This is a genomic window from Nocardia sp. CDC519, assembly GCF_059509835.1.
In genome coordinates, this window is record NZ_CM183377.1 from 3,115,757 (window position 1) to 3,130,113 (window position 14,357).

A 14,357-nucleotide genomic window follows, 5' to 3' on the forward strand; every position below is an offset into this window, starting at 1 on the left:
ATGGCCGTGCTCACCCCACCGCTGCCCACAGCGGCGCAGGCGACCCCGCTGACCGCGCCGCGTGCCCGCACCGCCAAGCCCAGGCCCGCATGGGTGTCGGTGCCGCTGCGCTTCCTGTTGCCCGCGGTGTTCGTCGCCGCCTGGTGGATCGGCTCGGCCACGGGCGCGATCTCCGAGCGGGTCATCGCCGGACCGCCCGCGGTGTGGACGGCGTTCACCGAACTACTCGGCAACGGCCAGCTGATCGATTTCGCCACCGCCTCGTTCGTGCGGGCCGCGCTCGGCGTCGGGATCGGCGTCTCGGCCGGCCTGCTGCTCGGGCTGGTGTCGGGGTTGTCCGCGCTGGGCGAGGAACTGGTCGACTCCACCATGCAGATATTGCGGGCCGTGCCGTTCCTGGCACTGGTGCCGCTGTTCATCGCCTGGTTCGGCATCGACGAGCTGTACAAGATCCTGCTCATCGCGGTGGCGACCGTGGCGCCGATGTATGCCTACACCTACCTCGGTGTGCGCAACGTCGACCGGAAGATGGTCGAGGCCGCCCGCGGCTTCGGGCTCTCCGGTCCGCGGCTGGTGCGCGAAGTGGTGCTGCCGTCCGCGTTGCCCGGTGTGCTCATGGCCCTGCGAGTCTGCTTGTCCATCAGCATCACCGGTTTGATCGCCGCCGAGCAGGTGGGTACCCGCGAGGGCGTCGGCTATCTGGTCACCCTCGCTCAGGAGTACAACCGCACCGACTACATGGTGCTGTGCGTGGTGCTCTACGCGCTGCTGGGTCTGGTCTTCGACGGCCTGGTCCGGCTGCTCGAGCGGTTCGCCATGCCGTGGCGCAAGCAGGTGGCGATCCGATGAGCGAGGACCTGGGCAACCAGCCCGTCGCGGTGTCACTCACCGGGCTGCGGAAGTCCTTCGGCGACAAGACCGTGCTGGACGGGATCGACCTGACCATCCGGCGTGGCGAGTTCGTGGTGCTGCTCGGACCCAGCGGCACCGGAAAGACCACACTGCTGCGATTGCTGACCGGGCTCGAGACCGCTGACGCGGGCGAGATACTCGTGCCGGGCCGGCGAACCACGGTCTACCAGGAGCCGCGGCTCATCCCGTCCAAGCGGGTGCTGGCCAACGTGCTGGTCGGGTTGCGCCGCAACCGGATCACCCGCGAGGCCGGGCTGGCCGCGCTGGCCGAGGTCCAGTTGGACGGCAAGGCGAACCAGTGGCCCGCCACCCTGTCCGGCGGTGAGGCCCAGCGCGCTGCGCTGGCCCGAGCGCTGGTTCGCGATCCCGAACTACTGCTGCTCGACGAGCCGTTCGCCGCCCTCGACGCGCTGACCCGGCTGCGGATGCAGGACCTGGTCGGCGACCTGGTCGCCCGGCACCGGCCCGCCGTGCTGATGGTCACCCACGATGTCGACGAGGCGGTGCGGCTGGCCGACCGGGTGATCGTGCTCGATCGCGGCCGCTTCGCCGTCGACACCAGCATCGACCTGCCGCGCCCGCGGCAGCGCACCGACCCCGGCATCCTGCGCTACCACACCGATTTCCTCGCCCATCTCGGCGTCGGCAACCCCGACCGCCCCCTCCTCAGGAGCGCTCCATGACCGACACTCTCTGGTACACCCGCTGCCCGGTTCCCACCGCCAGCGGTCTGGCGCACAGTCTCGGCTGGCTCGGCGAGACCGCGTCGGCCGCGGGCCTCGACTTCGGCGTATTGCAGGACGCCGGGCCGGAACTGGCCGGCCACCACTTTCTGCACGAGCTGCCGAGCCTGATCCGCGAGGGTGGCAATGTGCCCGCATTGGCTGCCCGCGCGCAGGGTTCACCCACCCGACTGGTCGGGCTCACCTGGATCGACGAGGCGCAGGCCATCCTGGTCGGCCCCGACTCGGCGGTCGCGGGCCCCGCCGACCTGCCCGGCATCCGGATAGGTGTCCCCGCGTGGGCCGCCGACCAGGCGCGGAGTTTCCCACGGGCGATGGCGTTGCACGGCTTCGCCAACGCCCTGCGGCTGAGCGGGCACACCTTGGCCGATGTGACCGTGGTCGAGCTCGCCGTCGATCGGGATCCACAGGTGCGCAACGGCATTGCGCGCGACCGGTCCACCACCTGGGGAGTGGCCGAGCTGCTCGACGGCCGAGTCGACGCGATCTACGTCAAGGGTGCACGCGCCAAGGACGTGGCCGTCGAACACGGGCTGCGGGTAGCGGTGGATCTGGACGCCACCACCGACACCCGGTTGCGCGTCAACAACGGCACACCGCGCCCGATCACGGTGCACGCCGAGCTGCTCGACCGCCGGCCCGAGGTCGTCGTCGGATTCCTTGCGCAGAGCCTGCGCGCGGCGGACTGGGCCGCCGACAACCCCGACCGTGTCCGCGACGTACTCCAACGGGAGACCTTCGCCGGGCCCGAGGGCGTACTCGCCGCCTATGGCGCCGGGCTCCGGCATGGCCTGCACCCCTCGATGTCGCAGGACCGGCTCGAACTCCTCGGGGTGCAGAAGCAGTTCCTCTACTCCCACGGATTCCTGGCCGAGGACTTCGATCTGGATTCCTGGGTGGCGGCCGAACCACTGGCACGGGCCCGCGAGCTCGTCGAGGCCGAGAAGGCGGCGGCATGACCGAATTCCTCTGGCGCCTGCCTACTCGCGGCGACGGCAGGCGCGCCCGGCCCGAGCTACGGCACCGAGGCGGTTTCGGCGCGCAGCGGCCGCCGAGTCCCGCCACCGATCCGCGCCCCGGCCGCTACGGACCCTTCGATGATCTGGCCCAGATCATCGACGCCGCCGAACTCGCAGGCCTCGACGGCGTGCTCGCACCCTACGACCCGTTCGGCGAGGAGTCCTGGATCGTCGCCGGCGGTGCGCTGCGCGGCACCCGTCACGCCACCGTGGTGGTCGAATTCGACCCCGCCTTCGGCACACCGGTATACGCCGCGAAGATGTCGGCCACCCTGCAACGGATCTCGCGCGGCAGACTCGCCTGGCGGCTGGTCGTCGACACCGACGACGACGCGGCGGCCGCCCGCGGCGACACCGTGGCCGGGGCCGACCGCTATGCCCGCGCGGCCGAGTTCCTGACCGTGGCCCGTGGTGTGTGGAACGCCGACCCGGTGCCGGGCGCCGGCTTCGAGGGGACGGGCTTCGCCTTCGAGGGCCGCTTCTACGACGTGGTCGACGGCGGCTTCCGCGGCATCCTGTCCGGCCTGCCGTTCCCGCTGGTTCAGCTGACCGGCGATTCGGCTGCGGCACTGGATCTCTCGGCTCGTCACGGTGACGTGCACGTGTTCACCGAATCTCCGGAAGGGGCCACCGCGGCGGTCGGCGCCCTGCGCGAGCGCGCCGCCGCGGCGGGCCGCACGGTCCGGGCAGCGGTGGAGGTACCGGTGGTGGCCAGGCAGACCGAGCAGGAAGCGTGGGCACGAGTCCGCAGACAGTGGCAGGAGCTGGGTCACGACGCCGGTGCGGCACACACGCTCGATCTCGGCGACGGGCGCTGGGCCGGCTTCACCGATCTCGGCTACCCGCAGCCGATCGGCCTGGTCGGTAGCTATGAGCAGGTGGCCGCGCGGTTGCGCGAGTACACGGCGGCGGGCATCGACACGGTCGTGCTCAGCGGCCATCCGCACATCGAAGAAGTACATCGCGCGGGCGAGCACCTGCTGCACCTGGCCGACCCGGCCGGGCGCACGCTCACCGCCGCCGAGGAGGTTCCGGCGTGACCATCGACATCTACTGGCGCATCGGGATGGAGGGCGACCATGCCTCCCTGCGCACCCCGCGCCGCTACAACCGCGGCCACGCCAACGGCTACCGCCCCGGCAATATCGCCCCGGCGATTCGAGGGGGCAGGCTGGACGACTACGGCTACATCGACCACATGGCCGCCGTCGCACGCGCCTCCGAATCGGCGGGCTTCCTCGGTGGGCTGCTGCCGTCCTTCCCGGTGACCGACGATCCATGGGCGGTCTCGGCGGCGCTGGCCCGCGAAACCACCACCTACCGCTTCATGGTCGCCTTCCAACCCGGGTTTCTGCATCCGGTGCAGGCGGCGCGGATGTCGGCGAGCCTGCAGCGGGCCACCGGTGGCCGGCTGGTCTACAACATCATCAGCGGCGGCGGGGGACCGGCGCAGCTGTGGTGGGGCGACAAGGTCGCCCACGACGATCGCTATGCGCGCACCAGCGAATTCCTCGACGTGCTGCGCGGAGTCTGGGACGGCGAGCCCTACGACCATGACGGCCGGTTCTTCACCACCCACGGCGCCGCGCTGCCGCCCGGCCTGGCCGGGCAACCGTTCCCCGAGGTGTACTTCTCCGGCTCTTCCGGCGCCGCCGTCGCCGCCGCCGGGCGGCACGCCGACTACTACCTGTCCTGGCTGGAACCGTTCGACGATCTGCGCGCGAAATTCGACGGCGTGCGCGCGCATGCCGAAAACCTGGGCAGGACACCGAAATTCGCGGTCCGCATCGACATCGTCGCCAGGCACACCGAGGAAGCCGCCTGGGCCGAGATCGAACAAGGCTGGGCCTTCGTCGACCGCGGCGCCGCCGAACGCGCGGCCCGCGGCGACTCGGTCGGTGCGGCCCGCATCAAGGGCTGGGTGCCCGAGACCATCACCGGCTACCGCGATCTCGAGGTGTCGCCGAATGTGTGGTGCGGGTTCAGCCTGATCCGCGGCGGACCAGCCTTCGGGCTGGTCGGCAGCTACGAACAGGTCGCCGAACGGCTCGACCACCTCATCGCGCTCGGCGTCGACGCGTTCATCCTCGCGGGCAACCCGCATCTCGAGGAGGCCTACCGCGTCGGCGAAGAGGTGCTGCCGCTGCTCGGTCGCTCCCGGCTCACCGCCCGAGCCCAATCCACCGCGCTCACCACAGTCCGATAAGAGGAGAACACCGTGACCACCACCGAGACCCGGCTACCTGCCGCCGTCGCCGAATTCGCCGCCGCCGCAACCCGCGACGCCGAGCGGGCACTGCGGGTGTTCCGCGACACCGGCACCGTCACCGGCAACGGCACCGTCAACTTCGTCGAACGGGTACCAGGCGAGGAGATCGCCATCGCACTCAACGCCCCGGGCCCCTGGGCCGAGGACCAGACCGTGCGCCCGATCGTGGCCGCCTTCGACGGCACGGTGCTCGACGGCGCCGGCCCGGCCGGTTTCGTCACCGGCTACGCCGAGGTGTTCCGCCGTCACCCGGAGATCACCTCGATCGTCCACGTGCACAGCCCTTGGCTTGGCGGCTGGGCCCAGACCCACCGAACGCTGCCGATCCGCTACGCCGCCGCCCAGCGGCTCACGCTCTCCCGGGAAATCCCGCCGCATATCGATCGCAGCATCGGCGCGGGGGAGTTCATCCTGCGACGGCTGGCCGAGGACCCCGACCTCGTCGCCATCTTCGAGGCCAACGGCGGCGCCAACGTCATCGGCCGGGCCGGCCTGCTCGAGCTGGCGAAGTTCGTCGTCCTGCTGGAAGAAGGCGCACAGTATCAAGCCATCGCCGAAACCCTCGGCGGCTCGGTCGAATTCGACCCCTCCAACCTCGCCGTGCAGTGGGGCCGCACCGGCCTGGCCGACGAGGCCCGCCGCCGCGGCCTCCTCTGAGCCCACAGGAGCCACTCCCATGACCATTCGAATCGGCTACTTCCCGCACAACAACTCCCTGTTCGTCCTGCGTCACCGCGGCATCCTCGAGCGCCGCCTGCCCGACGTGGAATGGGTCGATCTGCGTGACCTGCCCGCAGGCCAGCGCGTCGACCCACGATCCGGCCTGCCGACCCTGCATTCGGACTGGCTGTTCACCGAGGGCGGCTACGACGTGATCGGCACCGGCTTCACACCGCCCATCACCGGCCTCGCCCACGGCCGCGACCTGGTGTACCTCGGCATCTCCGGGCCGCGGGTGGAAAACGGCAGGCTGGTCACCACCGCCGCCAGCGGCATCCGCACCCCGGCGGATCTGCGTGGCAAACGAGTCGGCATCGCGCACGGTTCCTGGCAGACCACGCTGTTGCTGTTCGCGCTCGACCAGGCCGGGTTGCGCTGGTCGGACATCACCCCGGTCGACACCGACGTCCACGACGGCGGCGCCGCGCTGCTCGACGGCTCGCTCGACGCATGGGTGGGCGCCTACCCGGGCCTTGCCGCGGTGGAAGCAACCACCGACCTGCACACCCTGGTGGCAACCGAACCGCTGTTCAGCCATCCCTCACTGTGGTTCACCCGCCGCGACTTCGCCGGGTCGAACCGCGTGGCGATCGCCGAAATCCTTGCCGCACTAGAGGAATCCGACACGTGGATCACCGAGAATCCCCGTGCGGCCGCCCAGTACTTCGTCGACGACGCACACGCCAAAGGCGCCGGCGCGGACCTCGACGCCTGGGAGGCAGCGCTCCGCGGCCGCCCCTTCGGCGTCCACCCGGTGGACGAGGCCTTCCTGGACGAGCAGCAGCGCGCGGCAGACCTACTGGCCGCCAACGGCCTGCTGCCGCGCACAGTGCGCGTGCGTGACGCGGTTCTACCGTGGGTCGGCGAGGTGGCGACAGCCATCTGACCTGCACCGCGCCGTTCGGCTGGGGTAACGCCGACCGGCCATTATCGGTCGGATCCGGCTCAGCTCAGGGGCATGGATGGTCGACGGCCTGTCCGCGCGCTGCCGCTCGTTGAGCACGTCCGTTGGCGTCGCTCGATGAGGGATCACACAGCCGGTTCTGCCCGGACCGTTTCGTACATTTGCTCGATCGCCCGCGAACAGTCATTGCGGTCGTAGCCGAGCAGCTCGGTCTCGGTCGGGTCCGGCTGGTAGCTGATCACATTCCCGCGGCCTTGGACAATGAATCCGTCGGGCAGGAGTGGATGCTCGTCATCGCGCTCAACGATCACCCGGCCACCGCCCGCGGCGTCGACGAGCATCTGGAAGTACTCCCGGAAGGTGAGGTTCTCATCGCCGATCAGATAAGCCCTTCCCGGTTCGGCATGTTGTAACGCACCCCGAATCGCCTGGGCGAGCGATCGAGCGGACATGTAGTTCGTGCCACCGGGTGGTGCGAAATCAGGGATCTGTGGTTCGGTGCCTGCCGCCCAGGAGAACAGCTTGCGATAGCGCTTGGCGGAGCGGCCGCTGATGGCGCCGAGGATGTTCGGAGGGTTGAGCGTCGAGACGTTGAAGGAATCATCAGCGAGTGCCCTTGCGCCCTCGTCGGCGGCTCGGCGGGCCGCGACGTAGGGCAGCGCGTCGGCGAGGTCGGGCCGCACATGATGGTAGTAGCTGCCGATCTGGACGAAACGGTGCACGCCGGCCGCTTTGGCCAGCGCCGCGAATCGCGGGACACCCTCGGATTGCGTCTTCTGCCAGAACTGTGATTCGTCGGCTCCGCGACCCATATGGCGGAAGTCCTGGCCGGCGGCGAAAACGATGGCGTCGAACGCCGCGAGCTGGGTCGCGGTGAAGGTCTGCTCGGTGTAATCGCCGATGAGCACGGGGAAATCGTGGACAGGGGAACGGCTGTCCAGCCGATTGCGTGCCGCCACCGTGACCTCATTGCCGTGCTCGCGCAGATGTAGAGCTGCGTGCGCGCCGATCATGCCGGTGCCGCCGACGATCAGAATTTTCATGAAAACCCTTTCAGAAGTCGAGATCACCCAGTGCGAGAACCGGTCGCCGCTCCGTCCATCCCAGGTGCAGGACCCGGCGCGCGATCAACCAGCGTCCGTCGACGCGCCGATAGCGGTCTCGGTAGCGCAGATGCCACACGACATCGACGGCATTGCCGGGCTTGCCGGTGAGATGGTGCGCGATGCACGCGACGTCGCCGGTCGCCGTGTCGGGTGCCGCGGCCATGTCGAAAACGTTGCCCACGATGGCATGCAGGGTGGCGTGGGTGCGTTCGAGCGTGCGGCAGGTCTCGATGATCGCGGCGCGGCCGCGCGCTTCATGCGTCGGGCGCATGGTGCGCGGTGGATCCGGCACGGCGAGCACCGCGTCTTCGGTGAACAAGTGGGCGAGCTCGCCCAGTTCCCTGCGGTCGGCACAACTCGCGTACCGGTGGACGAGATCGGACAGCTCGGCACGGTCCTCAGCGGTGATCACGGCGGGCCTCCTCGGTCACGGGTCGCGGGGACGGTTCGTCCAGCCACCCGAGGCACGCGGTACCCACCCGCCGCTGCCAGGCGTGCCGCCGTCGACGAGCGGCCGGCGATACCGCGATAGGCGTGCCGATCCCGCCGGCACCACCGGTGACCACTGCGCGCCGGCCGTTCAGCAACCGACCGGGAGTCGCGATCGCTGGATGGGGCATACGCCCATCTCACTGACCCCCCGAGTTCGGCGCGAGCCCTGCTCCCGGTGGGCGGGAAGTGCGTGCCGGGCGCGCATTCCGCTGAGCGGGCCTCAGCCTTGCCCATTGTGCGCCTGCGTTGGAGCCTTGCCGAGCGTCCGCGTGGCCGCGGCAGTATCGAGATCGGCGCTCAGCACAATCGCTTCCTTCGGCACCCTCGCGACCGGCTATATCGCTCGTCCGCTCGGCGGGGAGACATTCGGGCATTTCGGTGACCGGCTCGGCCGCAGATCGATGCTGATGATCACCATGGTCATGATGGGCCTGTCCAGCGCGGCGATCGGCCTGCTACCGACGTATCACGCGATCGGTGTTGCTGCGCCAATCGTGCTGGTGCTGCTGCGGATCGTGCAGGGAATCGCGGTGGGAGGGGAGTGGGGTGGCGCGGCGCTCATGGTCGTCGAGCACGCCGACGCGGGCAACCGCGGGCGCTGGGCCGGAATCATGCAACTGGGCACACCTTTCGGGTTCCTGCTGTCCACCGCGGCCGTGACCATCGTGACCCCCAACTGTCGAACCCTCTGTGGGCGATGGGCGCCGCACGCCCGAGTCGTTCGCCGCGCGCCAGACCGAATCGATCCGGAATCGGCTCGGCGGCTACCAGCGGATGCCCTCGACGGTGTCGAGTGGTGTTGGTTGTGTGGTGGTTTCGGTAGTGGAGTCGCTGGTTCGGATCGTTTCGGGGAAGGTGAGTTGTGTGCGTTTCTCGATCTCGGTGACGGTGACTTGGTAGGTGCGGAATTCGTCGAGGTCGAGTGCTTCGAGTTGGTCGAGGTTCTGGGTGAGAAGGAACGCGCGGCTGTGTAGTCGGCCGTTGGTGATGTAGGTGATGATTTTGAAGAACTCGCGGGGGATACGGAAGCCGCGGTAGCTGCGGTCGTCGTCGTGGAAGATCGGGCCGGCGATGATGGTGACGCGGAGGTTGTCGAGGTCGACATCGGCGAAGACGGCGTCTTCGAGTTGCCCCCAGATGCCGTTGCGGCCCGACTGGTTGAAGTCGTCCATGTGTGGGGTGATGTTGGTGTAGTAGAACGAGTCGCGGTTGGCTTGTTCGGCCTCGGGGCGCGGACCCCACAGTAGGTCGGCGCGGCGGGCGATGTGCCCGCGATCGATGCGGTTGTCGCGGTAGAGCTCGTTGCCGGCTTGATATTCGGCCGGGATCCGAGGATCGAGGGTGAAATCGATTCCGTTGCGGCCGAGACGTTTGACGTCACTGCCATCGATATTCCAGGCGACCCAGCGGGCGAACCGCCGCGACTTGCTCAACGCCAGCGAGAAATGGGTGTAGGTGAGAACCGGTGAGCCGTCGAGGGTGACGGTGTCGTCGACGAGGGCGGGATCGAGTTCGGGTAGGTCGACGCGGGTGCCGAGGAAGTCCACATCGAAGCCGGTGGCAGCGACGGTTTGCGTCGCCGACGGTGGTGTGAGGGTGATTCCGAGCTTCTCGAACACCGAGCGTGGCAGGCAGGCCAGAGCGTGCTCGTCCGGGCTGGAGTCGGTTTCGCCGCCGAAGTGCAGACCGACCATCACGGTGGTGGGCGCGGTGCCGGTGGTGGCCATCCACACCGCGCCGGAGTCGCCGCCGCGACTGATCTCCCCATCGGCGGCCGGATGCGCCGGGTCGGGCCCGATCTCGAAGCAGCCGATCCGGTGCTCGCCGGCATCGCCGTAGCCGATCTTGACGATGACGTCGACGCGCCGCACCACACCATGGGTGATGGCGGTGGTGCGCCCGCTCTTGACCACCGTGTCTCCGAGTTCGGGATCGCCGATGTCGGTCGGCGTGAGATCGAGTCCGAGGATCGCGGTCTCGAACCGGCGATCCTCGATGGTGGCGACCGCGCAATCGCCGGCGATCCCGAGGTGCGAGCGCCGCAGCACACCGAGCCGGTTGCGGTCGGTGCGGTTGTCGTCGTGCGGGCCGGGCTGGACGACGATGTCACCGATCGCTGCGCCGGGTCCGTGCAGGACGTGCCAATTACTCAACACCAGCGGTGTGCCGTCGGCGGCGTCGTAGCCGATGCACCCGAGGGTGCCCGCGGTCCCGTTGATATTGGCGACACTGATACCGGGCACGACTGGATCCCTGCGCACCTTGGTCTGCGGCGGCTCGGCCTCGGCCACGATGCGGAACGACGGCTCGTACCGGCGTTCGAGCACATCGGTGGGCACCGCGACACCATCGACGTCGATCGTTTCCGGAATCATGCTCGTGCCCAACGCTTCCAACTGCTCGGGGCCCACCTTCTTGCCGACGGTGAACTGCACCGACAACACATCCGTCGCCGCGCCATCGGTGATCTTGTAGCCGATGCCGATGGACGTGATATTGGGATCGTCGAGGTAGCCCGCACCTCGGGCACGGATGAAACAACGCAACGCCGCCGGCAGGTCGTCGCCGGAGCTGGGGGAGGCGGCGAGCTTCGCGGACATCGGGACGGCTCCTTCTTCGCGCTACGCGGGTCGATCCGGCACTGGACGCACCCACTACCGGATACACCGACGCGCTGACGCCGAATCGTGGTCGCGGTAACGGTTCCGGGAACTATCGCCGAACCTGCAACGCCGCCTCGCCGGTCCTCGCCGCGCATCTCGACAGGACTGCCACGTCCGGCCTGGCCCGAACCGGTAGGCGTGGCGTGCGGCAGGAGCGGGCGATCCACCCACCGGCCCGACGACGGAGACAGGGCTGCCCGAAGGACGTGGATCACTACGCTGGCCGAGTGGAATTCACAACGGACGTCGAGCGTGGCGCGTGGCTGCTGGCGCGCGCCGGCGAGCACGGGGTCGGCAGTGTCGCCGGGATCGGCTTCGAGGCATACGCGCGGATCCTGCACCCGGTGGAGGCGGTCCGCCGCGACGCCGAGGTCACCGACGAGTGGGGCGGATCCGCGGTCGTCGAGGAGGCGATGTGGCCGTGGGCCGAGGTCGCGGCGCGCAATGGCAGAGTGATGCATCCGCTGGTGCAGTGGCGTCACCTCACCGACGGTGAGAATCAGGCCGCGATGACGTTCGACGACGGCTGGGAGGTCGGCCAGTCCGACGAGGGCTGGTTCGATCCGCGCTTGCTGGCCGCGCTCACCGATCACCTTCGCGCGACCACCGAGACGCCGGACCAGGTGACGGCCGCCGTGTGGCATGGATTCGGCGAGCTGAACACATCAACGGGTGTGGTGTGCATCGCGTCCACCGATGGCGATCCGAACACTCGTGCCCGGGAGCGAGCGCGCATCGAGGCCGAACTGGCAGCCTCGGTCTCGCCGCAGGTCAGACGAGCGTTCGACGCCGGACCGTTCCTGCCGTGGCCCGGGCGCGACTACATGCTGTTCGACACCGGTCTCACCGAACTCGCCGACCCCGACTGGGTGGATGCCGCCGGCCTCGGATGGACGACCGACTTCCCCGGCGTGACGCCCCAGCTGCTCTGGCCCGCCGATCAGGCATGGGTCGTGGCCAGCGAAATCGACTTCGACTCCACGATCGTCGCCGGCTCACGCACCCTGGTCGACGCGGTGCTGGCCGACGAACGTTTCGAGACCTTCGAGGTCACCGAGGAATCCGACCTGAGCTGGGACGGCGACACGATCAACCCCGCGCCGAAAGGCTCGGGATCGGCTTGACGACAGCAAAGGCGTGGACCGACAGGCACGTAGATCTACTTGCCGACGTCCTCGCTCGCGCGCCGTGCGCCCGTCGGCGGTTGCGTGCGGGCCGGCAACGAGAAAGGCACGCAATCGTTCCGACGTCGGGATCATCGATGCCGATCACGGCCGCATCGCGTGATTCGTGATGGCTCGCCTGGAGGTTTCTCTACTTCGCTACCCGAGGCGCCCCATCGGCGCTTCGGGTGTGGCGTGCAGAGCTTCGGTGACGACGTCGATCGCACCGGTGGCCAGACGGGGTAGCACGTTGAATGCGGCCTGCCCTCCGGATGCGCCCCTGAACACCCACACGCCGGGCGTCCTGACACCGTCCCGGCGATGGCTGCTAGTAGCCTGTCGGGAGTTGAAGGGTTCCTGCACCTCAGCGCAGAACGATGAGCCATGCGCATGCGCGAGGGCTCCGGGCTGCGATGGGGAGCGAGGCCGGGCGAAGCGCGAAGGGCGAGGGAGACAATGGTCGAAGCCGCGAAGGAGCTTGCTGATCTCGTCGATCGCCGTGGCTTGACGGTCGCTGTCGCCGAGTCGTTGACGGCGGGCAATCTCGCCGCGGCCCTCGGTGCCGCGCCGGATTCGGCGGCGTGGTTCCGCGGCGGGATCGTGGCCTACTCCAGCGAGGTCAAGCGGCGAGTGCTGGATGTTCCGGAGGTGCCGGTGGTATCCGAGACCGCGGCGCGGGCGATGGCCGAGGGCGTGCGATCACTGATGGATGCCGATATCGCGGTCGCGACCACGGGGGTCGGTGGCCCCGGTCCAGAAGACGGGGAGCCCGCCGGGTCGGTGTGGTTCTGCGTCGTCTCGCGCACCGAGTCCCGAGCGAGTCATCGGCAATACGACGGAGACCCGGCAGCGGTTCTCGACCAGTCGGTGCAGTACGCGATCGAGTTACTGCTGTCGCTCGCGAAGGCGGATGTGTGACCACTCAACCGTTCCGCCCGCTGGGGCTTTGCGGGCTGCTTCGTTCCTAGCCGATGCGCATACCGCGACGGCTCGGGTGCGACCACCCGGCAGCCGCGATCTGCCGGGACACGGATATCGCTGCCGGCGATTGCGACGAGTGCACCGGCGTCAGGGCTTGAACCAGCGCACCCTGGATCGCCGACCTGTCCGGGCAGATCGCTGACCTATGGAAGTGGTGCGCCGATTCAGGCCGAACCGAGGGCGAAGAGGGCGCAGGCGGCGAGCAGGATGAGTGCGATGATCCAGACCGCGCGGGTGGTGTAGGTGTGGCGCATGCGTGTCTCCGGGATCAGACGAAGGTGAAGCGTTCGGTGTGAACGCGGTCGGCGGGGACATCGGCGGCGGCGAGTGCGTCCTCGATCGCGGTGACCATGGGCGCCGGGCCGCAGATGAAGTATTGGTGGTGCCGGTACCGGGCGGGTAGGTCTCGCTGCAGCAGCGCCCGGTCGATGAAGCCGCTCTCGCCGTCCCAGTCCGGCGGCGGGTTCTGGGGCACGAGGACGGTGGTGAGGTCGAGGAGCGAGGTCAAGCCGGCGATCTCCTCGTCGAAGGTCTGTTCGGCGAGGTTTCGGACCGCGCACAACAGCAGGAACGGGCGCCGATCTCCGCGGTCGGCCATGGTGCGCAAGATCGACATCGCGGGAGTGATGCCGACGCCGCCCGCGATGAGGACGAAGCCGGGGCCTTCGTGGCGATCGGGGGTGAACACGCCGTGCGGTCCGTCGAGGAAGGCCCTGGTGCCGGGGGTGATGTCGCCGACGGTCGCGGTGAAATCGCCGAGTGCTTTGATGGTGATCGTGATCTGGCCGGTGTCCTCCGCACTGGAGGAGAACGAGAACGGGTGGGCGGTCACCTTCGCCACACGCCACGGCCTGCGCAGCCGTCGCAGCGGCGCGAGGACGCGCACCCATACGAGCAGCCCCACCAGCGCCACCGTCATCACGATCCACAGCCACACCTTCCACGTCGCGTCGAGGTAGTAGCCGACGAGCAGCATGTGCGCCAGTGCCAGCGCCACCACCGCGACCGAGAGACCACCGTGGATCAGCTGCCACACCTCGTAGCGAATGCGCAGCCGCTGCCGCCACACCGAGGTCGCGATCACGATCAGCAGCAGCACCGTCGATGCGATCGCGCAGCGCGCCCGCCACGGCGCCTCGGCGAGGTTCAACAGAGCCACGATGTCGACGCCGCCCGCCTGTAGCAGGACTGGATGAGCGAGGATGAAAGCCAGTGCCACATAAGAGATCTGGCGATGGAACTGCACGAGCGCGTCCTCGCCGAAGGGCGCTGCCACAGCACGGAAGCGTGCGACGAGTGCGAACTGTGCCCCCAGCATGGACATGCCCGACGAACCCCAGCGCGACCGAGAACTCCACCCAAAAGCCCCGGCCGCCTTCTACCGG

The 14,357-nt window shown here is 69.0% G+C and carries 13 protein-coding genes and 1 pseudogene; 10 read left to right on the plus strand and 4 right to left on the minus strand.

The features are described from left to right. The 7 genes from AC5W7N_RS14100 to AC5W7N_RS14130 are packed head-to-tail and all read left to right on the plus strand — an operon-like array spanning position 1 to position 6,549. Positions 1-849 carry an ABC transporter permease gene (locus AC5W7N_RS14100; protein ID WP_163813206.1) on the plus strand — a complete coding sequence of 283 codons (849 nt, stop codon included), beginning with the start codon at positions 1-3 and terminating at the stop codon, positions 847-849. Then, positions 846-1,595 carry an ABC transporter ATP-binding protein gene (locus tag AC5W7N_RS14105; protein ID WP_495923974.1) on the plus strand — a complete coding sequence of 250 codons (750 nt, stop codon included), beginning with the start codon at positions 846-848 and terminating at the stop codon, positions 1,593-1,595. The genes AC5W7N_RS14100 and AC5W7N_RS14105 overlap by 4 nt, the downstream gene beginning before the upstream one ends. Beyond that, positions 1,592-2,614, plus strand: coding sequence for an ABC transporter substrate-binding protein (locus tag AC5W7N_RS14110; RefSeq protein ID WP_495923975.1), 1,023 nt, complete (start codon positions 1,592-1,594; stop codon positions 2,612-2,614). Before AC5W7N_RS14105 ends, AC5W7N_RS14110 begins: the two co-directional genes overlap by 4 nt. Then, the gene (locus tag AC5W7N_RS14115) at positions 2,611-3,714 is read left to right on the plus strand and encodes an LLM class flavin-dependent oxidoreductase (protein ID WP_495923977.1); all 1,104 of its coding nucleotides are present in this window, start codon (positions 2,611-2,613) and stop codon (positions 3,712-3,714) included. The genes AC5W7N_RS14110 and AC5W7N_RS14115 overlap by 4 nt, the downstream gene beginning before the upstream one ends. Beyond that, positions 3,711-4,880: an LLM class flavin-dependent oxidoreductase gene (locus AC5W7N_RS14120; RefSeq protein WP_495923979.1), complete on the plus strand. Its 1,170-nt coding sequence runs from the start codon at positions 3,711-3,713 to the stop codon at positions 4,878-4,880. The genes AC5W7N_RS14115 and AC5W7N_RS14120 overlap by 4 nt, the downstream gene beginning before the upstream one ends. A 12-nt stretch (positions 4,881-4,892) precedes the next feature. Further along, positions 4,893-5,600, plus strand: coding sequence for a class II aldolase/adducin family protein (locus AC5W7N_RS14125; protein ID WP_195007110.1), 708 nt, complete (start codon positions 4,893-4,895; stop codon positions 5,598-5,600). Between the two features lie 19 nt (positions 5,601-5,619). Then, complete coding sequence (locus AC5W7N_RS14130; RefSeq protein ID WP_495923980.1) at positions 5,620-6,549, plus strand: ABC transporter substrate-binding protein; 930 nt, start codon at positions 5,620-5,622, stop codon at positions 6,547-6,549. 143 nt (positions 6,550-6,692) lie between these two features. On the opposite strand, the gene AC5W7N_RS14135 is transcribed toward AC5W7N_RS14130, so the two are convergent. Then, entirely contained in the window at positions 6,693-7,610 is a 918-nt protein-coding gene (locus AC5W7N_RS14135) for an NAD-dependent epimerase/dehydratase family protein (protein ID WP_195007111.1), read from the minus strand. A gap of 10 nt (positions 7,611-7,620) precedes the next feature. Continuing rightward, positions 7,621-8,085, minus strand: a complete 465-nt coding sequence (locus tag AC5W7N_RS14140) for a nuclear transport factor 2 family protein (protein ID WP_495923983.1) — start codon at positions 8,083-8,085, stop codon at positions 7,621-7,623. A gap of 364 nt (positions 8,086-8,449) precedes the next feature. Between AC5W7N_RS14140 and AC5W7N_RS14145 the strand changes: the two are divergent. Continuing rightward, positions 8,450-8,836 (plus strand): annotated as a pseudogene (locus AC5W7N_RS14145) (MFS transporter); the annotation flags it as partial. Between the two features lie 93 nt (positions 8,837-8,929). Here the strand turns inward: AC5W7N_RS14145 and AC5W7N_RS14150 are convergent. Further along, positions 8,930-10,765: a DNA/RNA non-specific endonuclease gene (locus AC5W7N_RS14150; protein WP_495923984.1), complete on the minus strand. Its 1,836-nt coding sequence runs from the start codon at positions 10,763-10,765 to the stop codon at positions 8,930-8,932. 290 nt (positions 10,766-11,055) lie between these two features. On the opposite strand from AC5W7N_RS14150, the gene AC5W7N_RS14155 reads away from it, so the two are divergent. Both AC5W7N_RS14155 and AC5W7N_RS14160 read left to right on the plus strand, forming a co-directional pair. Further along, the gene (locus AC5W7N_RS14155) at positions 11,056-11,952 is read left to right on the plus strand and encodes a hypothetical protein (protein ID WP_495923985.1); all 897 of its coding nucleotides are present in this window, start codon (positions 11,056-11,058) and stop codon (positions 11,950-11,952) included. A 495-nt stretch (positions 11,953-12,447) separates the two neighbouring features. Further along, positions 12,448-12,909 (plus strand): CinA family protein, encoded by a 462-nt coding sequence (locus tag AC5W7N_RS14160; protein ID WP_163813184.1) that lies wholly within the window; start codon positions 12,448-12,450, stop codon positions 12,907-12,909. A 331-nt stretch (positions 12,910-13,240) separates the two neighbouring features. Here AC5W7N_RS14160 and AC5W7N_RS14165 read toward each other — a convergent pair whose 3' ends face one another. Next, complete coding sequence (locus AC5W7N_RS14165; protein WP_495923987.1) at positions 13,241-14,296, minus strand: ferredoxin reductase family protein; 1,056 nt, start codon at positions 14,294-14,296, stop codon at positions 13,241-13,243. Positions 14,297-14,357 lie beyond the last annotated feature (61 nt).

Coding starts and splice junctions, on each gene's coding strand:
- AC5W7N_RS14105 (WP_495923974.1), top strand. CDS start 846: ATGAGCGAGGACCTGGGCAACCAGCCCGTCGCGGTGTCACTCACCGGG.
- AC5W7N_RS14160 (WP_163813184.1), top strand. CDS start 12,448: ATGGTCGAAGCCGCGAAGGAGCTTGCTGATCTCGTCGATCGCCGTGGC.
- AC5W7N_RS14135 (WP_195007111.1), bottom strand. CDS start 7,610: ATGAAAATTCTGATCGTCGGCGGCACCGGCATGATCGGCGCGCACGCA.
- AC5W7N_RS14165 (WP_495923987.1), bottom strand. CDS start 14,296: ATGTCCATGCTGGGGGCACAGTTCGCACTCGTCGCACGCTTCCGTGCT.
- AC5W7N_RS14110 (WP_495923975.1), top strand. CDS start 1,592: ATGACCGACACTCTCTGGTACACCCGCTGCCCGGTTCCCACCGCCAGC.
- AC5W7N_RS14130 (WP_495923980.1), top strand. CDS start 5,620: ATGACCATTCGAATCGGCTACTTCCCGCACAACAACTCCCTGTTCGTC.
- AC5W7N_RS14150 (WP_495923984.1), bottom strand. CDS start 10,765: ATGTCCGCGAAGCTCGCCGCCTCCCCCAGCTCCGGCGACGACCTGCCG.
- AC5W7N_RS14115 (WP_495923977.1), top strand. CDS start 2,611: ATGACCGAATTCCTCTGGCGCCTGCCTACTCGCGGCGACGGCAGGCGC.
- AC5W7N_RS14100 (WP_163813206.1), top strand. CDS start 1: ATGGCCGTGCTCACCCCACCGCTGCCCACAGCGGCGCAGGCGACCCCG.